Below are 19,659 nucleotides of genomic sequence, written 5' to 3'. Positions count from 1 at the left end.
ATCCTCCTATTTTAGGCCTTTGCCAAGCCCTTTTAAGAAGTGAGCGCCAAAATTCACAGCACGATTAACATCAGGATCGTTTAGCATTTTGAACAGCTTAAAGGCACTAACTTTTTCGTCAGATTCAACGGCTTTGTTCGCTTCATCTAAGCCAGTATTTAAGCCTTCAATCAGCTTTGTTGTTGTCTCTGGGTTTAGCTCGGTTAATGCTCCCGCAACACCCATTAAGTTGTTGATGATATTCGTAACAGGCTTACGCGTTAATTGACCAAGAGCGATATGTGCAACATCCTCTTTTGCTTCAAGTAGTTTCGTAGCTGCTTCTAGTGCTCCAATATCATTTAGTTCTGCCATGATCGTAAAGACCTGGTTAACCATTTCTTCATTCTCAGAAAGAAGTTGCTTTAAATTCCCTAACTTTTCTTCCTTTAGTTGTTCTTCTGTTTTTTGCTCTTTTTGAATTGTCGTAATTGGTGCTGCCATGAACTCACTCCCTTTCGTTAGTTGTTAAGTGAACGTAGCCAGGACGATTCCATTTGCGTTGTACCTCAACACCATTTTGTGGATGACGTTTTTTATAACGCGGGTTTGTTCTAGGAAGTGGTGATTTTCCTTTTTGTTTCAATACTTCTACGCGTACTTTTGTTTGTTTGTACGCCGGTGTCGATGTATTGATGTCTCCAGCTGGGCCCGTTAAGAAATTAATCGCTGAATCTTTGCTAACAGAGTTCATAGGTAAGAAAAGTTCATTTCCTTGTACGCGATCTGTTACTAGGGCATTTAATTTTAATGCGCCTTGAGGAGACACTAAACGAAGAAGAGCTCCATCTTCTATGCCGCGTTCTTTTGCTAGTTCTGGTGATACTTCAACAAAAATTTCAGGTACTTTCGATTGAATACCTTTTGATTTATTTGTCATATTACCTTCATGGAAGTGTTCAAGCATACGGCCATTGTTAATATGACAGTCATATTGCGCTTCATATTCAACCGGTCTAATCCAATCATTTAAAGCAAAACGAGCTTTTTTGTCAGGGAAGTTAAAACCATCCTCATATAGTAAAGGTGTGTCTTTACCATCATGGCTACCCCAACAGAAGCTACCCCAATTTTCTAATACATCATAGTTCGCTTGCGAGAAGAATGGAGCAAGACTAGCCATTTCAGCAAAGATTTCACTTGGGTGACTGTAATTCCAGTCAGCACCTAGGCGACGTGCTACTAATTGAAGGATTTCCCAATCGGCTTTTGATTCACCAAGTGTTGGTAATACTTGATATAGTCGTTGTACACGACGCTCTGTATTCGTGAACGTACCTTCTTTTTCAAGAGAAGGTGCTGCTGGTAAAATAACATCCGCATATTGTGCTGTACGTGAAAGGAAGCAATCTTGTACAACAAAGAAGTCTAATTGTGAAAGTACTTTATCTACATGGTTAGCATCGCAATCTACAAGTGCCATATCTTCCCCAACTAAATACATTGCTTTCATTTTACCTTCCATGATAGCATCTAACATTGCCATATTCGTACGACCTGGTTCAGGTTTGATTTTCACACCATATGCTTCTTCAAATTTCTTACGTGCTTCGTCGTCTATTACTTTTTGATTACCTGGTAATAGATTTGGTAGTGTACCCATATCACAAGCACCTTGAACATTGTTGTGACCACGAAGAGGGTAGGCACCTGCACCTGGACGACGATAGTTACCAGTAGCTAGAAGTAGGTTAGAAATTGCAGCTGATGTATATGAGCCACCTGTATTTTGTGTAACACCCATACCCCAAAGTACACATGTACCGTCAGCATCACGAATCATTTCAGCAACATTTATCAACGTTTCTTTTGAAATGCCCGTTTCTTTTTCTGCATATTCTAGTGTGTATGTTTCAAGTACATCTTTAAAATCATCAAAGAAGTGCACGTTCTCTTTAATGAAGGCTTCATCATGCCAACCTTGATCGATCATATATTTTGTAACGGCCATTAACCATACTTGGTCTGTTCCTTGTTTTGGACGCATGAAAATATCAGAACGCTCAGCCATTTCATGTTTACGAACGTCGGCAACAATTAATTTTTGACCGTGTAACTTATGGGCACGTTTTACACGAGTAGCTAAAACAGGGTGACCTTCTGCAGGGTTTGCCCCAACAATAATAACGAGGCCAGCTTTTGCGATATCTTTGATCGTTCCAGCGTCGCCACCTATACCAACTGTGCGTAGTAGGCCATCTGTAGCTGGAGATTGACAATAGCGTGAGCAGTTATCAACGTCGTTTGTTTCGAATAATTGACGTGCCATTTTTTGAATTAAGTAGTTTTCTTCGTTTGTAATTTTTGAAGAAGAAATAAAGCCGACAGAACCAGAACCGTGTTCTTTTTGAATGCCACCTAGTTTAGTAGCAATTAAGTCAAGTGCTTCATCCCATGAGGATTCAACAAATGCATCATTTTTACGAATTAATGGTTTTGTAATTCGTTCTTCAGAGTTGATGAAGTCCCAACCGAATTTTCCTTTTACACAAGTAGAAATAGCATTTACAGGACCGTCAGAAGGTTGCACTTTTAAAATTTTGCGGTCTTTTGTCCAAACTTCGAACGAACAACCTACTCCACAGAAAGTACAAACTGTTTTTGTTTTCTTCGTACGTTTACTACGCATTGCAGCTTCGACTTCAGAAACAGCGAAGATACCGCTATACCCAGGTTCAACTTCCTTAATTAAATTAATCATCGGATCTAATGTATCTTGTTTAAGCCCAGTCATAAAACCAGCTTCACCAAGCATTGATTTTTCCATTAAGGCATTACATGGACAAACTGTAACACATTGTCCACAGCCTACACATGAAGAATCGTTAATGGCAACGCCTTCATCCCAAATTACTTTTGGTCTCTCGGCTTCCCAGTCAAGAGATAATGTTTCATTAACTTGTAAGTTTTGACAAACCTCTACACATTGTCCACATGCGATACATTGGTTTGGATCATATCGATAAAACGGGTGAGACATGTCTACTTCGTGTGGTTCAACTTTTGGTTGATAAGGATATTTTTGATGTTCGATTTCCATTAATTCTGCTGTGTTGTGTAATGAACAATTTCCGTTGTTATTATCGCAAACTGTACAGTACAGCAAATGATTTTCTAGTAAACGGTCCATCGCTTCCGTTTGTGCAGCTTTCGCTTTATCAGAAGTAAGTTGGATATCCATGCCGTTTAGTGCTTTTGTTGAACAAGAGCGAACTAATTGTCCATTCACTTCGACGATACATGTATCACAAGTTTCGATAGGATCAACAGATGGTACATGACAAATTTGTGGATGGGCGATGCCATTTTGATTAATGGTATCAAGTATTGTAGCTCCCTCTGCTACATCATACGGTTGGCCATTAATTTTAATTGTAGTCAAGGTATTTTCCTCCTTTTGCTCTTTGAGACTTATTTGACAACAGGTTAATACTTAGGATAAACGGGAATAGAGTTACGAGTTTTTTTATTTTAATTGTCTTGTTATTTTTTAAAAATTGTCTTGTTAATGTCATTTCCCAATTTGTCCAATCTCTACACCAACATAGATGCAAAAACATGTAGTATTAGTTGTCGATGTTGATATTGCTCAAAAATAAAAAAATCCACCATGAAAAGGCATGTACTAACATGCTATTTATTCATGGTGGATAAAATTCTTAACAGGCCTTGCTAAAAATTCAATCAACTTTTATTTTTTATTCAATATAACTATAGAATTTAAATATTAAAACCACCATGCCTATAGTTCAAACTTATTGTATGAAACCATGACAAAGGAATCAAAATACTTTCATTCCATATGTAATACCAATTATTATAGCCTTTTCAGCCAAAATCGACAATATTTATAATAAAATTTATTAAATGATAATAATTATCATTGGATATTTTCTCTTTAATTTTTATTTAAGTTGCTATATTATTAACAAACTGTAAGGGTGACCCCGTGAACATTGGATAAAAAAGATTAATTACGTTGGGAGAATCGTTAAAATGTCAAAAAAAGTGCATGAGTTCAACGACATTATTCGAAAACTACGCAAAGATATATTTGGAAAAGGACCAGAGCGTATTCATACAGTTTTCGTAGAGAACATGGCTGTCTCAACTTTATATGGTAATATCACACCGACAGAAAAATTTATTGCGAGTACGCCTGAAGGGTTAAAAATGGTTCATGCTGCACGTACAAGAATGATTCAAGATTTGTATACTAAATCACCTCCAGACGGCATGGAAGAATTGATGGGCACTAAGTTACTCCATTTATTTTCAGATATCAAAATTGAAGAGGATTTTGCTATTTCTGTCTTTGTTTTTGAAGATAATATTAGTGAATAAAGGGGATGCCATATGGAACGCGCAGTAACTAGAGAAATAATACGTGTTGAAGGTAATCAAATCAAAGAAATAGAAGATACTGTTGTCACAGAATATGCGGTCACAGTGAAGATTAATGAGCAAGAATTCGTGACGATGGTTTGCACACCAGAGTATGTAGAAGATATGGTTATTGGCTATTTGGCTTCTGAACGAATTATTCGCGATTACGAAGATATTGAAGCCATTTGGCACCAAGAAAAAGAAGGTTTTGTGCACGTTAAAACAAAGCGTGTGAATCCTTACTTTCAACAAATTCAAAATAAACGTTACATTACTTCTTGCTGTGGCATGAGCCGCCAAGGGTTTGTTTTTGCTAATGATGCATTAGTAGCTAAAAAAATGGAAGGCATTCATGTGCGTATTACTACAGATGATTGTTTTCGTTTAATGCGCGATATGCAAGATTTGGCCGAAACATTCAAACAAACTGGTGGTGTTCATAATGCAGCGCTATGTGATGCGAATGGAGTTTTATTAAGCCGAATGGATATTGGGCGTCATAATGCCTTAGATAAAATTTATGGTTATTGCCTAAAAAATAAAATTAGCATTCAGGACAAAATTATCGTATTTAGCGGAAGGATTTCATCTGAAATTTTACTTAAAGTATCGAAAATTGGCTGTGAAATTGTGCTGTCTAAATCGGCTCCAACAGAATTAGCATTGCAATTGGCAGAGCAACTCGGTATTACGACGGTAGGCTTTATTCGCCAAAATACACTTAATATTTATACACACAAAGAACGTATTCAATTACCTACAAATAAAATGAAAGGAAGAGATTAACATTACTAGTCTACAAGACCAACTACACAGACCATTAAGAGATTTAAGGATATCCGTAACAGACCGTTGTAATTTTCGTTGTCAATATTGCATGCCTGCAGAAGTATTTGGTCCAGATTACGCTTTTTTACCGTCCGATAAAATATTGAGTTTTGAAGAAATCGAAAGATTAGTAAAGATTTTCGTTTCATTAGGTGTGAAAAAAGTACGCATTACTGGTGGTGAGCCTTTACTACGTCGCGATCTGCCGACATTAATTGAACGTCTACATCGCATAGCTGGAGTGGAAGATATTGCCTTAACGACCAATGGCACATTGTTGAAAAAATATGCCAATGAATTGGCGAGAGCAGGTTTATCACGAGTAGCTATTAGTCTAGATTCTCTAAATGAGGAACGTTTTTTCGAGATGAATGGCCATCGAGGAAAGGTGAAAACGGTATTAGAAGGTATAGAAAAAGCGGCAGAAGCGGGCTTACAAGTGAAGATCAATATGGTCGTTCAAAAAGGAAAAAATGAGCAAGATATCATTTCGATGGCAGAATATTTTAAAGAGAAACAGCATATTCTTCGCTTTATTGAATATATGGATGTCGGTAATTCGAATGGTTGGCGGCTAGATGAAGTTGTGTCAAAGAAAGAAATCATTGACCAAGTCCATCAACTTTCCCCTCTGCATCCTGTTGACCCTAATTATAAAGGGGAAGTGGCTACACGTTATCAATATGAGGATGCTCAAGGTGAAATTGGCGTAATATCATCTGTAACAGATTCGTTTTGCGACAGTTGTTCACGTGCCCGTATTTCGGCAGAGGGAACATTATATACGTGCTTATTTGCAACAGAAGGGACGAATCTACGAGAATTGTTAAGGTCAGGGGAAGATGATGAAACTATTACCCAATGCATTTCGGATGTTTGGGAAAATAGAAAAGATCGCTATTCCGATGAACGAAATGAACAGACAATGGAAAAAAGGAAACACTCAAAAATTGAAATGTCACATATCGGTGGTTAGACGAAATAGAGTGGTATTAGTTAGTGCTGTTAGTATGGGTGTGAAAAACAGAAAAAAATCGGCAAAATAATGCCGATTTTTTATCTTCATTCAGCAGAAAACTACTGCCCTAGAAGGTGTGATATGGATGCGTATGAGGTTTCTTTTCAGTAGGTGTCCAAGTACCTGCTGAATGAAGATAAAGCCTCCGGCGGATGTCACGGATTTTCAAAGGAATGAATATAAGGATGTTAGCCTAAAACCTTCGCATCCTGCGAAAACGGCTAACTGACCTGCATCCTGCAGGCCTTAGCACAATTCAAAATCCGGACGCAATTACGCCAAGGCGAAATTGATTTGATGTTTATTTATGCACAAAGTCGCCACTTTTTCCGCCCGTTTTTTGAACGAGGTATGTTTCTTTAATCACCATAGATTTGTCGACGGCTTTACACATATCATAAAAAGTCAGAGCAGCAATGGATACAGCAGTTAATGCTTCCATTTCGACACCTGTTTTACCATTACATTTAACTGTAGCTTGAATGTGAAGTTCGTAACCTACTTCTGCTTTTGTATAGTCAAATTGAAGATCTGTTCCTTGTAACATAATCGGATGGCACATTGGGATAATATCAGCAGTTTTTTTAGCACCCATAATCCCAGCAATTTGTGCCACTTGCGTAGGGTCGCCTTTTTTAATGCCTCCCTGTTGGATAGCTTGATAGACTTCATCGGATATCGTGATTGTACTACGAGCGATCGCTGTACGGTTTGTGATAGTTTTATCTGAAATGTCGACCATTTTCGGACGACCTTCTTCGTTCCAGTGTGTAAAATTACTCATTATTAGACTTCCTTTCAAATGTTTGTAGCCAATCTTGTTGAGAATTGATATTGATAAATGTGGAGCTTTCTTCAAATGGGACATAACATACTTGAAGTTGCTCTAACAAGACTTTCATACTCCGCTTGTTTTGTTGGACTAATTGCTGTGCTTTTGGTAAAGCGCTGCGTCGATATAAAGCAGCAAGAGGTTGTAATCTTGAAGCTTGTTCAGGAACAATCGCATCATAACGATCATCGATAAATGTGAGCATAGTTTGGACAAATTCTGCATTAATAAAAGGCATATCACTAGCTATGACGAAAAACCACTCTACTTCCGGAAAATTTGTCATTATATTATGCAAGGCAAACAGAGGACCTTGATGAGGCTGTTTTTCAATAATCCATTGGACATTTTCTTCTACAAACTTTGATTGCAAGCTAGCATTCGTAGCAATAATTAAAGGCTGTAGTTGATTTTTTTGTAAGGCTATGAGACTGTGCTTATATAAAGGTAGACCAGCAAATAATTCAAACATTTTCGGTTGACCATACCGTGAAGATTGGCCGCCAGCTAAGATAACACCAGCCATTTTCATATGCGATTCAACTCACCGACAAAATGTTGAACAGTAGGAAGAATTAGTTTTGTCATGGCAAGTGTCACGGCATTAGTTGAACCTGGTAGTACATAGATAGCCGTTTTATCGCGACTACCTGCTGTTGCACGACTAAACATGGCTTTTGCGCCAATTTCTGCATAACTTAGTGTTCGAAATAATTCACCAAAGCCCATCATTTCTTTTTCGAAAAGAGGGAGGATCGTGTCGTAAGTTTGATCTCTCGGTGTAAATCCTGTTCCTCCTGTTACGATAATGGTATTAATGCTTTGATCTTCGCACCATTTGAGTACATGATTTGAGATTTCGAGAGGTTCATCTTTTGACATTTGGTAGTCTACTAATTCAAATGAAGCTTCTTGAAGTAATGATTGAATACGCTGACCACCACAATCATCCGCCTTCGTGCGTGTGTCACTCACTGTTAAAATGGCAGCTCGGATAAGAAGTTCGCTATGTGTGGGATGCAAGGTAAAAGACCTCCATTTATAAAGTTGATTTTTGTTTTTGCTGAAAAACATTGCTTTTATTATAAAGCTATATATTAAAAGGTCAAACTAAAATTCATAGAAAGAAAGGCAAAAACGTTTATGCATAATAGATATTCTAGACAACAATTATTCAGCCCAATCGGAGAGAACGGGCAGCTACTACTAAAAGAAAAGCATGTCCTGATGATAGGAGTGGGTGCTTTAGGTAGTGCTAGCGCTGAGGCGCTTGTAAGGGCAGGCGTCGGAAAGTTGACGATTATTGATCGTGATTATGTAGAGTGGAGTAATTTACAAAGACAACAACTATATACCGAACAAGATGCGCAAGAAAAAGTACCGAAAGTAATCGCTGCAAAAAAACGACTACAAAGCATTAACGCAGAGGTAGAAATTAACGAATATATTCTTGATGCGTATACAGAGCAAATAATCCCACTGCTTGCAGATGTAGATATTATGGTGGATGCAACGGACAACTTTGATATTCGCTTTATGATGAACGATCTTGCACAAAAATATCAAATTCCTTGGGTTTATGGTTCTTGTGTTGGCAGTTATGGCGCTACTTATACGATTGTGCCAGGTAAAACACCTTGTTTACATTGTTTGCTAGCAGCGATGCCCAATACAGGGATGACATGCGATACAGTAGGAATTATAAGTCCGACTGTTCAAATTGTAGCAGCTTATCAGGTGGCTGAGGTATTAAAGTTTTTAGTAGGTGATGAAGAAGCATTACGAAAAAGTTATTTAACTTTTGATGTTTGGCAAAATCAACACTATGAAATCAACGTTGAAAAAATTCGCAATCATGATTGTCCATCCTGTGGCAAAAATCCGACCTATCCATATTTATCATACGAAAATCAAACAAAGTTAAACGTATTATGTGGTCGCGATGCTATTCAAATACGTCCAGTAAAAACGATTCATTATAATTTTGATCAGCTCGCAGTTCAACTTAGTCCCTATGGTGATATTCAACAAAATCCTTATTTACTATCTTGCCAAGCAGAAGATTATCGACTAGTGATTTTCCAAGATGGACGAGTTGTCATTCACGGTGTACAAGATATCCAAAAAGCTAAAACCATTTATTATCGTTTATTCGGATAAAGGAGTGTTATAAAATGTTGAAAAAAAGAAAACCGATTGCTGTTGGAGAAGCTGTTCAACGTGTCATGGAGTTTGCCTTCCAAGAAAAAATAGAAGTCGTTTCACTACAGCAAGCACACGGACGTTTTTTAGCAGAAGATGTTGCTGCTGACCAAGATGTACCAGCTTTTGATCGTTCACCTTATGATGGTTATGCTATTCGCTCGGTCGATAGTCAAAGGGCAAGTTCTGACAATCCAGTAACCTTTAAAGTAGTAGGGGAAATTGGCGCGGGCTATGTATTTGAGGGAGAAGTCGGTGATCGAGAAGCGGTGCGCATCATGACAGGAGCGCCTATTCCGAACGGATGTGATGCAGTCGTTATGCTAGAATTAACGCACACATTTGAAGAAGACAATCAACCTTATATGTCGATTAAACGCTCTTATGAAACAGGAACAAATATTTCCTATAAGGGAGAGGACGTGCAAAAAGGCGCAATTCTTATGGAAAAAGGACAATACATCAATCCAGGTGTTATCGCATTACTTGCTACTTTTGGTTATGATCAAGTACCTGTTTTTCGAAAACCAATCGTTGGCGTAATTGCAACAGGAAGTGAATTACTAGAACCAAGTGATGCTTTACAGCCAGGAAAAATTCGTAATAGTAATGCCTATATGATAATGGCTCAAATTGAACGTGCTGGAGCAACCGTCAAATATTTTGGTAAGTTTAGCGATGATCTAAATTTATGTATTCAAGCTGTTGAAAAAGCTCTTCAGGAAGTAGATATATTGATTACAACAGGAGGAGTATCAGTAGGTGATTACGATTACTTACCTGCCATTTATGAAGCCATTGACGCACAAGTACTTTTTAATAAAGTAGCAATGCGACCAGGTAGTGTAACAACTGTTGCGGCTCGAAATGGTCAATTATTATTTGGACTTTCAGGTAACCCATCAGCGTGCTATGTTGGTTTTGAATTATTTACACGACCTATTATTCGTACGGCTTTTGGCAATAAGCAACCACATTTACGTAGAGAGCACGCTATTTTAAATGCGGACTTTAAAAAACCGAATCCGTTTACTCGTTTTGTGCGTGCTACTACTTCTTACGAAAACGGTCAAATAGTTGCAGTTCCCTCTGGTTTTGATAAATCTAGTGCAGTTTCTTCCTTAGCAGAGGCCAATGCTTTTATTGTATTACCAGGTGGATCACGTGGATACGAAAAAGGCATGCAAGTTGTCGTCTTATTGTTAGAAGATTTTCAGGGAAGTGAGTGGCCATGGGACATCATCGAGAAATCTTACAAATCGTAGGCTATCAAAATAGTGGCAAGACAACGTTAATGGAACAGCTCATTACACAAGCCACCACAGAAGGTTTTCGTGTAGGAACAATCAAGCACCATGGACACGGTGGTATCCCTATGATCGAAAGTTCAAAAGATAGTGTTCGTCATGAGAAGGCTGGCGCAAGTGTCACAGCAGTTGAAGGAGAAGGTACTTTGCGCATGAGTATTCACCAAAGTAACTGGCAGCTTGCTGATATACTAGCTATTTATGAAACATTTAATATGGATATCATTTTCATTGAAGGCTATAAAAATGAAGACTATCCGAAGGTTGTTATTTTGCGCAAGGCGGAAGATAAATCTTTGCTAGAAAAAGTAAGCAATATCATCTGTGTTCTTTATTGGCCTACATATCCACTAAATAAACCGTTAGATTATCCAATTTTTTCGATTCAAGAAGAAGCACAATATATAGAGTTTTTAATGCAGGAAATGAGGAAAAAATCATGACTACAGCATTGTTTGAAATCATTGATAAACCAATTGATGTTGAAGAAGTTAGACAAAAAGTATCAGATCGAAATGCTGGTGCGATCACTGTTTTCATCGGAACAGTACGTGAAATGACGAAAGGCAAGAAAACACTACATTTGGAATATCAGGCCTATCCAGCTATGGCTATTAAAATGTTTGAACAAATATCTAAAGAAATACAAGAACGATGGTCAGAAGCGAAAGTAGCCATTACACATCGTGTTGGCCATTTAGAAATCTCGGATATTGCCGTAGTAATTGCGGTGTCATCACCACATCGTAAAATAGCCTATGAAGCCAATGAATATGCTATTGATCGTATTAAACAAATTGTGCCTATTTGGAAAAAAGAGTATTGGGAAGATGGGACCGAATGGATTGGTGATCAATTAGAAAATGTTCCTTATCCAAAAGGAAATCCATCCATCAGTGAGGAGGAATCTTGTGATTAACATATTACTATTTGCTCACTTACAAGAAAGTATCGGTGAGTCAAAATTATGTGTAGACCTGGCAGACAGAACAATTGGAGAAATTAAAGAATGGATGGAAAAACAATATCCACACATTCATTTACAACATGTTATGACAGCAGTAAATGAGGAATTTGCAACAGATACAACGATTGTAACAAAAGGGGATACAGTCGCGTTTATTCCGCCCATTAGTGGAGGGTAAAAAGAAAAGATGTAGTTGGTACAGTTTAGGTACCGACTACATCTTTTATTCTATTTATCTTGAAAAATCCGTTAGTAGGAGAAGAAACCCCACTAAGTTCACTTTATGCCTTTATGAGATGAACGCTCAGAAGCATAAGGAAGGAAATACCTATCATACAAATCACCCATGACCAAGCGAGTGACATGTTACCCGAGCCAATCGCCATGTAAATAGCAAGCGGCGTCGTTTGCGTTTTGCCTGGAAGGTTTCCTGCAAACATTAAGGTTGCACCAAATTCACCTAAAGCTCGTGTGAAACTTAAAATTCCACCTGAGACAATTGACTTTAATGCAAGAGGGATAGAAATAAAGAAAAAAACTTGCCATTTGTTAGCACCATCAACAAGTGCAGCGTTCTCAATGTCCCCATCAACAGATTCAAAGCCAGTTTTTGCTGATTGATACATTAAAGGAAATGCCACAACAGTAGAGGCAATGACCGCCGCCCACCATGTGAACATAATGGGTTGATTAAAAAGCCATGTAATCAAGTTACCTAGTACACTGTTTTTACCAAAAATAATAATTAGAAGAAAACCTATTACAGTAGGAGGTAATACTAATGGTAAAAGTAACACTGTTTCTAGAAATAATTTTCCTTTGAAATTACGTTTTGCCATCCATTTACCAAATAGAATACCAGTTACTATCACAATTGCTCCTGACACAAGCGCTATTTCGATAGAAAGTTTAAGAGGTGACCAGAAATCCGTACTCATTTATTAATGAGTTTCTTGAAAGCCGTATTTTTTAAATACTTTCATCGCTTGCTCACTTTGTAAATAGTGATAAAAATCTTCCGCTTCTTTCGCATGCTTACTATCTTTGATAACACCTACAGGATAAATAATAGGTGTATGTGTATCTTCTTTAGCTGTAGCAACGACATCGACTTTTTCTGACACAAGGGCATCTGTTTTATAAACCAACCCTGCTTCAACATTTTCAGTTTCTGTATAAGTAAGAACTTGTCGTACGTCTTTTGTATACACTACTTTTGATTCTAAATTTTCCCATAGGTTCATGTTTTTCAATGTCTCTATACCGTACTTGCCAGCAGGAACCGTTTCAGGTGTACCAACAGCAATCTTATCAACTTTTGTTAAGTCTCCAAATGATTGAATATGTTTTTCATTTTTCTTAGGAACGATTAACACTAATTGGTTCGCTAAAAGATCCGTTCCTTGCTTTTTGTCTATTAAATCTTTTTGAACTAGCTCATCAAACTTATCTTCTGCTGCTGAAAAGAACAGATCAACAGGAGCACCTTCTAAAATTTGTTGTTGTAAAGCACCAGAACCACCAAAGTTAAATGTGATTTTAATATTATCGTGCTCATTTTCATAGGCTTTTTGAAGCTCTTCTAATGATTCTTGTAAACTAGCTGCCGCAGAAATGGTTAATTCAATTGGTTCGTTTGTTTTGTTGTTGCTCTCTTGGCTACTACAACCTGCTAAAATGCCTACCAGTAGTAACAATGAAGCTATTAAACTATAATACTTTTTCATTTTGATTATACTCCTTTTATAACTCGTTATAACAAGACATAACTAATTATAATTAGTTATGTCTAAAAAAGAAATACCAAATTGCTAGAAATGTTCAAGATGTTAAAAATATGGTTCATCACCAAAAGTTGTGGATGACTTTTGTAAAACGTATACTAGTAAATAAGTTGATCCTCGTTCCGTCTGGGCGACTCCTTGGGGATTGGCGATACAGGAACGAAGCTAAAACCATCACCTTCTGTGATAACGCCTTCGTGAACGCCCAGTCGGAACGGAAATCAACCACACGTTTTGGTGATGATCCAAAAATATTATAATTACGTTACTATTGTAATCAATAGAAGTATAAGGGGAGATTTTTTACATGTCACATGAACATTCCTATACGATTGAAGAGGTTGCTCAATTATTAAAGGTTTCGAAATTAACGATCTACGATTTAGTGAAAAAGGGGGATTTACCTATTTTTCGTGTAGGTCGTCAAATGCGTGTGGATAGAACCGATTTACAATTATATATCCAAAAGAGCAAGACAGGGGCAACTCCTGCTGCTTCTACAGCCTCGACTACTCCTTCGACAAAAAATAAAAAAATTATTATTAGCGGACAAGATTTAGCTTTAGATTTATTAGGGAAATATATCGAGAAAAAACAATCCAATAAAGTATTGCGCTCACATGAAGGTAGCTTTAATGGTGTCATGGCGCTGTATAACGGGGAAAGTGATATTGCTAGTTTACATTTGTACGATGGTGATACAGGAGATTATAATACACCTTATTTGAAAAAGATTTTTGTAAGTCACTCTTATATACTTCTCAATCTGATTTCTCGCCGAGCAGGCTTTTATGTAAAAAAAGGAAATCCATTGCAAATTCAATCAATAGATGATTTTAAGACCAAATCATTAAAATTGATGAACCGTGAAAAAGGGTCAGGTGCTCGTACTTTCCTAGATGAACAATTACGTATTCATCACATATCTCCATCCTCAATAGATGGGTATAACGAAGAAGAAATGAGCCATATAGATGTAGCCTCTGCTGTCGCAAATGGGTATGCAGACATTGGCATAGGCATTGAAAAAATATCAAAACTCATAGAGGTTGACTTTATACCACTTATTAGAGAACGTTATGATATTGTCTTATTAAAAACACCTGAAAACCAACTGCTGGTTGAATCGGTAAAAGAGATTTTAAATTCACCAGAATTCCAATCAGAAGTAGTCGCACTAGGAGATTATGACGTCACTCAAATGGGACAAGTTATATATGAAACGCTTTAAATTCTTTCAGTACTATAAATTAGGGTGTCATTCAGAAGATACAATACATGCAACGTGAAGTAGTTGATGGGAGCGACTCGTTAGGGATTAGCGTGACAGATGAGACCTTAGAGCGAGCAAGTAAAGGAACGAAGGCTAAGACCATCACGTGCTGTGAAAACGCCTGCGTGACCAATCTCGTGTCGCTGACCGCTTCGCTTTCGCCCCAAGCCGCAAATCGTATGCCCTAAACCAGACGGACCTACTAATACAAAGAATGTGCATTTTTCAATATGTGTTAGCTTAATAAAGCTCATTTGTTAAACTTCATTTCAAAGGATAACTAAAATAAAAGTCATTGTAATATATTATATTGAAGATTAATAAGGAGTGAATAAGAAAGGAATTTGTGGTTCGTTTTGCTTCAAATGGGTTTTCTTTTTTATCTTCTTGCTTAAAATATTAAGTAAACGCAAGGTTCAACTAACGAGTGTATTGATCTAAAAAGGATGAAATATACCTCGTAGTTGAACTTATTTTTGTAACGAAGCGGGTAAGTAAAGAAACTAAATTTTAGAAAATCTACATTTGCACTAGACAAATATGATTTTTTCTTATATATTAAGTATAATAAAATCGTTTTCAAGAGAACAATAAATTCACATATTACAAAGAGTAATCGTGTTTTGTTTGATGCTTTTTGTAATATGTGGATTTTTTCTTTTGAACTAAAATGATTTTACTTAAATACAATTAATGGAGGTCATGCAAAATGGCACAAGGTACAGTAAAATGGTTTAACTCAGAAAAAGGTTTTGGATTCATCGAAGTAGAAGGTGGAAATGACGTTTTCGCTCATTTCTCAGCTATCCAAGGTGACGGCTTCAAAACTCTTGAAGAAGGTCAAAAAGTAGAATTCTCAGTAGAAGAAGGCCAACGCGGACCTCAAGCTACAAACATCGTAAAACTTTAATTTTAATGATGTAACCATAAAAAAGGCATCCTTTCAGTAGGATGCCTTTTTTTTATGCGATGATTTGTCAAATTAAGTGCAACAATTGCTCATTAAAAGCCTCGTTTGCAGTTTTCCAACCAAGAAATTTTCTTGGTCGGTTGTTGATATGGTTTGATGATTCTGTTAGTTCTTCTGGTGATATTTCATCGAAATTTGTTTGCTTAGGGAAGAACTCGCGAAGTAATCCATTTCCATTTTCGTTACTTCTGCGTTGCCAAGAAGAATAGGTCTAACACTTATAGCAGCTAAATTCTTTACCTTGGTCTGTTGTGGCTGTTTTTATAGCGCCTTTGGGTAATTTAGTATGAAGTAGACGTACTGCTCTTTCCATTGATTAAGCTGAGCGATCCGGTATCAAAAAGCCAACATACCACTGTGTCATTCGCTCAATAAATGTTGCTACACAGCCTTTTGCTTTCCCACGTCCAGATACAACTGTATCTAACTCCCAATGTCCAAAGGTTTCACGTTTACGTACTTCTTTTGGGCGTTTAGAAATTGGTGTGCCAATGTTAAATCTTCCTCTTGTTTCGCGGGGTTTTTGGCGCTTTCCTTTTTGACGGAGAACGGTTATAGGCACTTCTAAAAGACCATCGTAAATCCAGCGATAGATGGTTTTAAAACTCAGCTGTCCTTAATATAAACGGCCGACAATTTGTTCAGGCGACCAAGTATCCCGCAACTTTTCTTGAACGGCTTCTTTTACTTCTGGCGTACATTTTGACTTAGCACCACAGTTGGATTTATTTTGGTGGTAACGTACTTGTGCTTCGTCAGCCGTTACTTAGACTTCACATTTGAAAGAAGTGGTACCATGACCAGCAAAGCTAATTTAGCAGAGCTGGTTTTTTTAATTCCGAGAACAATCAGCATCCTTTAATACTACTTGCTTTTTTCGTAATTTTGCTGAAATTGTAACGTTGATGTCACAATACAGGCCTATAGTGGGAGCAGAAGGAGGAAGATAAAAAGAACCATTTCCATATACTAAAAGCTCAATAAGTTAACACAAAAATTACGATGTCACATATAGAAAAGGAGTAAAACAAGTAGAAGGATTGGAGCTCCTCATTTTTTTAATAGAAAAAGAAAATAACCCTTTGTTATATAGTTATGACAAATGGTTGATATTATCCAAATGAAAGAAGGATACGATGGTTTTTTCAAGTCTTTTGTTTATTTATTTGTTTCTACCTATCTGCATAATACTGTATTACTCAGTGAAAAATAGAAAGTTTAAAAACTTCATTTTGTTAATAAGCTCACTATGTTTTTATGCTTGGGGTGAGCCAGTGTGGATTGTCGTATTACTTATTAGTGGTTGTATTGATTATTATCATGGGTTGTATATCGGAAGATTTCATGGAACGAAATGGGCTAAATATGGTATCGTTTCTTCCATTATATTAAATCTTTCTTTGTTAATTGCATTTAAATATAGTGCTTTCATCTATGAAAATATCAATCTTATTTTTAATACCTCATTCCAAATACCAGATGTTTCATTACCAATTGGTATATCTTTTTATACCTTCCAAACAATCTCTTATACAGTAGATGTCTATCGAGGAAAGGTACAGGCACAAAGAAAGTTTTCAACTTTTCTTTTGTATGTATCAATGTTTCCACAGTTAGTAGCAGGACCGATCGTTAGATATTCGGATATTGCTGAACAAATAGAGAATCGAACTACAAATATCAGCCAAATTAGCGATGGTGTGAATCGATTTGTAATTGGATTAGGAAAAAAAGTATTGCTGGCTAATACTGCGGGTAGTTTTGCCACGATGTTTATGGAGCGTTCATCAGGAAGCTTAACCGTAACAGAAGCATGGTTTGGTATTTTGATGTTTACGCTGCAAATCTACTTTGATTTTTCTGGATACTCAGATATGGCTATAGGATTAGGGAAAATATTTGGCTTCGAATATAAAGAGAATTTCAACTATCCATATATTTCACGATCTGCTACAGAATTTTGGAGACGTTGGCATATATCTTTGGGAAGCTTCTTTAGAGACTATGTGTATATTCCACTTGGCGGAAACCGAAAGAATGAATTTTTCAATTTAATGACTGTATGGTTTCTAACTGGAATTTGGCATGGTGCTAGTTGGAATTTTGTTATTTGGGGATTATATTTTGGGATTTTAATTTACTTAGAAAAAAAAATGATAGGAAGAATTTTAGAAAAACTGCCGAGAATTATTTCACACTGCTATTTACTAGTGGTTGTAATTATAGGTTGGACCTTCTTCTACTTTACGAATATGAATGAAGCTTTCTCTTATTTAAAAGTTCTCTTTGGTTTTGCAAATCAAAGCTTCGCTAGTACTGAGTTAAATATTATTATATCTAACAATATTTTCTTGATAGTAATTGCTACTTTATTATGTACACCACTAGTTAAAGTCCTTGGAAAAAAAGTTTGTAAAGGTGCTATGTACAAAGGTTGCTTGATTATTGGAAATGTTATGATTCTAATCCTATGTACAGCTGTTCTGGTTAACGAAAGTTATAATCCATTTCTTTATTTTAGATTTTGAGGAGAGTAATGAATGAAAAACAGTACTATATCTGAGATGATTCATATCGGCATTATGGTTGGAATTATAATAGTGGGCTTTACATTATTCTTTCTGTTACCAAAAGAAAACATTTCTGAAAACGAAAAACGTCAATTAACATCTTTTCCTACCTTCTCAGCTGAAAGTTTTCTAAATAAAAGTTATGCCCAAAAAATAGACTTATATGTGAATGATGCATTTCCGTTTCGGGAGGAGCTCATTGAGTTGAGTGCCTTCTATAGTGATGTTAAAGGAATACGATCAGGAACAGATGAGATACAAATATACAATATACAGAAATAAATATAAGGAGATTTAAATACAATGAAAAAATATATGATAGTTTCAGCACTTGCTACCCTATTAATTGCAGGGTGTTCTTCTAAAGATATAGACAAGGAAAGTGAAAGACCTGCTGTTAAAGAAGAAAATAAGGAAACTAAAGAGAGTGTTGTTGAAGATAGTAAGCAAGAAGTTTCAGAAAATACTGTTGCTGAAAAATCCGGTTCCATTATTACACTGGGTGATAGAGCAGTAGAAATATTTTACGGAAATCCAGAAAATGCATTGCGATATTCCAAAACTATTTCAAGTTTGAAACAAGCTCTAGGAGAGAATGTAACAGTATATAATATGGTAGTTCCAACAAGTGTAGAGTTTGCATTGCCGAAAAAGTATCAACATATGTCAACACCGCAAAAATCCGTTATTGATGAAATTTATGGAAATCTTGATAGTGAAATTAAGACTATTAACGCGTATGAAGCATTAGAAAAGCATAAAAATGAGTATCTATATTTTAATACGGATCACCATTGGACTTCACTAGGTGCATATTATGCTTACGAACAATTTGCGAAAGAAGCTGGATTTAAAGCAAAATCATTAGAAGCATACGAAAAATATTCTAAGGAAGATTTTTTAGGTACTCTATTTACACAAACGCAAGATACCAAACTAAAAGAGAAAAAAGATATAGTTGAGTATTACAAAATCCCAGTTGATTACGAAGTATATCGATATGAAAAAGGGAATGAAAATACAGCAGTTTCTTCAACATTATATGCTGATTATGCAGAGGGCGTAAATGCTTACTCCGTATTTTTACATGGAGACTTCCCAATGATTAAAATTAAGAATAATGATAGTAATAACGGGAAGAAACTAGTCGTTGTAAAAGAGTCATATGGAAATGCTTTTGTGCCATTTTTAATCCCTCATTATGACGAATTATATGTAGTAGATTCTAGATATTACAATAGCGGTTTTAAGAAACTAATAGATGAACAAGAAATAAAAGAAGTATTATTTATCAATAATATATTTGCTACTAATACGGCGAAAATAGTGAAAACACTTGAAAGATTTCAGTAAAAAACGAAGCCTAATCGAAATGTGAACTGCACCCAGTCAAGTAGACAGTGGAAATAATAAAAAATGTATTAAGCGGCTTGAGTCCTGAATTCTAACGGACTCAAGCCGTTTAATCGTTTCTGATAACGAT

General features: G+C 36.5%; 19 protein-coding genes and 2 pseudogenes. 12 read left to right on the top strand and 9 right to left on the bottom strand.

Annotated elements, in window-relative coordinates:
- Positions 1–6: 6 nt before the first annotated feature.
- Both ACIQZA_RS07995 and fdhF read right to left on the bottom strand, forming a co-directional pair.
- A complete protein-coding gene (locus ACIQZA_RS07995) occupies positions 7–483 on the bottom strand; it encodes a helical membrane plugin domain-containing protein (RefSeq protein ID WP_400932818.1) in 477 nt (158 codons plus the stop codon).
- 4 nt (positions 484–487) lie between these two features.
- Complete coding sequence (fdhF, locus tag ACIQZA_RS07990) at positions 488–3,421, bottom strand: formate dehydrogenase subunit alpha (protein ID WP_400932820.1); 2,934 nt, start codon at positions 3,419–3,421, stop codon at positions 488–490.
- A gap of 614 nt (positions 3,422–4,035) precedes the next feature.
- Between fdhF and ACIQZA_RS07985 the strand changes: the two genes are divergently transcribed.
- The 3 genes from ACIQZA_RS07985 to moaA are packed head-to-tail and all read left to right on the top strand — an operon-like array spanning position 4,036 to position 6,229.
- Positions 4,036–4,383, top strand: coding sequence for a Na-translocating system protein MpsC family protein (locus tag ACIQZA_RS07985; protein WP_132357045.1), 348 nt, complete (start codon positions 4,036–4,038; stop codon positions 4,381–4,383).
- Positions 4,384–4,395: 12 nt separating this feature from the next.
- Positions 4,396–5,211, top strand: a complete 816-nt coding sequence (gene fdhD / locus ACIQZA_RS07980; protein ID WP_400932822.1) for a formate dehydrogenase accessory sulfurtransferase FdhD — start codon at positions 4,396–4,398, stop codon at positions 5,209–5,211.
- A 1-nt stretch (position 5,212) separates the two neighbouring features.
- Positions 5,213–6,229, top strand: a complete 1,017-nt coding sequence (gene moaA / locus ACIQZA_RS07975) for a GTP 3',8-cyclase MoaA (RefSeq protein WP_402883145.1) — start codon at positions 5,213–5,215, stop codon at positions 6,227–6,229.
- 343 nt (positions 6,230–6,572) lie between these two features.
- On the opposite strand, the gene moaC is transcribed toward moaA, so the two are convergent.
- From moaC to ACIQZA_RS07960, 3 genes are read right to left on the bottom strand one after another with little or no spacing between them, the layout of a single operon-like run.
- Positions 6,573–7,055, bottom strand: a complete 483-nt coding sequence (moaC, locus tag ACIQZA_RS07970) for a cyclic pyranopterin monophosphate synthase MoaC (protein WP_402882971.1) — start codon at positions 7,053–7,055, stop codon at positions 6,573–6,575.
- Positions 7,048–7,635 (bottom strand): molybdenum cofactor guanylyltransferase, encoded by a 588-nt coding sequence (locus ACIQZA_RS07965; RefSeq protein ID WP_400932826.1) that lies wholly within the window; start codon positions 7,633–7,635, stop codon positions 7,048–7,050. The genes moaC and ACIQZA_RS07965 overlap by 8 nt, the downstream gene beginning before the upstream one ends.
- Positions 7,632–8,126 (bottom strand): MogA/MoaB family molybdenum cofactor biosynthesis protein, encoded by a 495-nt coding sequence (locus tag ACIQZA_RS07960; protein ID WP_402882969.1) that lies wholly within the window; start codon positions 8,124–8,126, stop codon positions 7,632–7,634. The genes ACIQZA_RS07965 and ACIQZA_RS07960 overlap by 4 nt, the downstream gene beginning before the upstream one ends.
- A gap of 120 nt (positions 8,127–8,246) precedes the next feature.
- Here ACIQZA_RS07960 and ACIQZA_RS07955 point away from each other — a divergent pair, with 120 nt between their 5' ends.
- The 5 genes from ACIQZA_RS07955 to moaD are packed head-to-tail and all read left to right on the top strand — an operon-like array spanning position 8,247 to position 11,757.
- On the top strand, positions 8,247–9,263 hold the full coding sequence (locus tag ACIQZA_RS07955; RefSeq protein WP_400932830.1) for a thiazole biosynthesis adenylyltransferase ThiF: 1,017 nt from the start codon (positions 8,247–8,249) through the stop codon (positions 9,261–9,263).
- Between the two features lie 17 nt (positions 9,264–9,280).
- Positions 9,281–10,570: a molybdopterin molybdotransferase MoeA gene (locus ACIQZA_RS07950; RefSeq protein ID WP_402883143.1), complete on the top strand. Its 1,290-nt coding sequence runs from the start codon at positions 9,281–9,283 to the stop codon at positions 10,568–10,570.
- The gene (gene mobB / locus ACIQZA_RS07945; protein WP_400932832.1) at positions 10,531–11,055 is read left to right on the top strand and encodes a molybdopterin-guanine dinucleotide biosynthesis protein B; all 525 of its coding nucleotides are present in this window, start codon (positions 10,531–10,533) and stop codon (positions 11,053–11,055) included. The genes ACIQZA_RS07950 and mobB overlap by 40 nt, the downstream gene beginning before the upstream one ends.
- The gene (locus ACIQZA_RS07940) at positions 11,052–11,531 is read left to right on the top strand and encodes a molybdenum cofactor biosynthesis protein MoaE (RefSeq protein ID WP_142509061.1); all 480 of its coding nucleotides are present in this window, start codon (positions 11,052–11,054) and stop codon (positions 11,529–11,531) included. The genes mobB and ACIQZA_RS07940 overlap by 4 nt, the downstream gene beginning before the upstream one ends.
- Complete coding sequence (gene moaD / locus ACIQZA_RS07935; RefSeq protein ID WP_400932835.1) at positions 11,524–11,757, top strand: molybdopterin converting factor subunit 1; 234 nt, start codon at positions 11,524–11,526, stop codon at positions 11,755–11,757. Before ACIQZA_RS07940 ends, moaD begins: the two co-directional genes overlap by 8 nt.
- 103 nt (positions 11,758–11,860) lie before the next feature.
- On the opposite strand, the gene modB is transcribed toward moaD, so the two are convergent.
- Both modB and modA read right to left on the bottom strand, forming a co-directional pair.
- Positions 11,861–12,517 carry a molybdate ABC transporter permease subunit gene (modB, locus tag ACIQZA_RS07930; protein WP_400932837.1) on the bottom strand — a complete coding sequence of 219 codons (657 nt, stop codon included), beginning with the start codon at positions 12,515–12,517 and terminating at the stop codon, positions 11,861–11,863.
- Positions 12,518–12,520: 3 nt separating this feature from the next.
- Positions 12,521–13,306, bottom strand: coding sequence for a molybdate ABC transporter substrate-binding protein (modA, locus tag ACIQZA_RS07925; protein ID WP_400932839.1), 786 nt, complete (start codon positions 13,304–13,306; stop codon positions 12,521–12,523).
- A gap of 364 nt (positions 13,307–13,670) precedes the next feature.
- Here modA and ACIQZA_RS07920 point away from each other — a divergent pair, with 364 nt between their 5' ends.
- Positions 13,671–14,594, top strand: coding sequence for a substrate-binding domain-containing protein (locus tag ACIQZA_RS07920; RefSeq protein ID WP_400932841.1), 924 nt, complete (start codon positions 13,671–13,673; stop codon positions 14,592–14,594).
- A 107-nt stretch (positions 14,595–14,701) separates the two neighbouring features.
- Here ACIQZA_RS07920 and ACIQZA_RS07915 read toward each other — a convergent pair whose 3' ends face one another.
- On the bottom strand, positions 14,702–14,890 hold the full coding sequence (locus tag ACIQZA_RS07915) for a hypothetical protein (protein WP_400932843.1): 189 nt from the start codon (positions 14,888–14,890) through the stop codon (positions 14,702–14,704).
- 455 nt (positions 14,891–15,345) lie between these two features.
- Here ACIQZA_RS07915 and ACIQZA_RS07910 point away from each other — a divergent pair, with 455 nt between their 5' ends.
- A complete protein-coding gene (locus ACIQZA_RS07910) occupies positions 15,346–15,546 on the top strand; it encodes a cold-shock protein (RefSeq protein WP_049667605.1) in 201 nt (66 codons plus the stop codon).
- A 67-nt stretch (positions 15,547–15,613) separates the two neighbouring features.
- Here the strand turns inward: ACIQZA_RS07910 and ACIQZA_RS25540 are convergent.
- Positions 15,614–16,366, bottom strand: a pseudogene (locus ACIQZA_RS25540) (IS30 family transposase); the annotation flags it as partial.
- A 514-nt stretch (positions 16,367–16,880) separates the two neighbouring features.
- On the opposite strand from ACIQZA_RS25540, the gene ACIQZA_RS07900 reads away from it, so the two are divergent.
- Complete coding sequence (locus tag ACIQZA_RS07900; protein WP_402882963.1) at positions 16,881–18,134, top strand: MBOAT family O-acyltransferase; 1,254 nt, start codon at positions 16,881–16,883, stop codon at positions 18,132–18,134.
- Positions 18,135–18,146: 12 nt separating this feature from the next.
- A pseudogene (locus tag ACIQZA_RS07895) lies at positions 18,147–19,529 on the top strand (DHHW family protein).
- Positions 19,530–19,659: the final 130 nt, after the last annotated feature.

This window comes from Lysinibacillus sp. NPDC096382, assembly GCF_044762845.1.
Classification (GTDB): domain Bacteria; phylum Bacillota; class Bacilli; order Bacillales_A; family Planococcaceae; genus Lysinibacillus.
The sequence above is the reverse complement of the archived record's forward strand: the minus strand, read 5'-3'. Positions and strand labels throughout refer to the sequence as shown.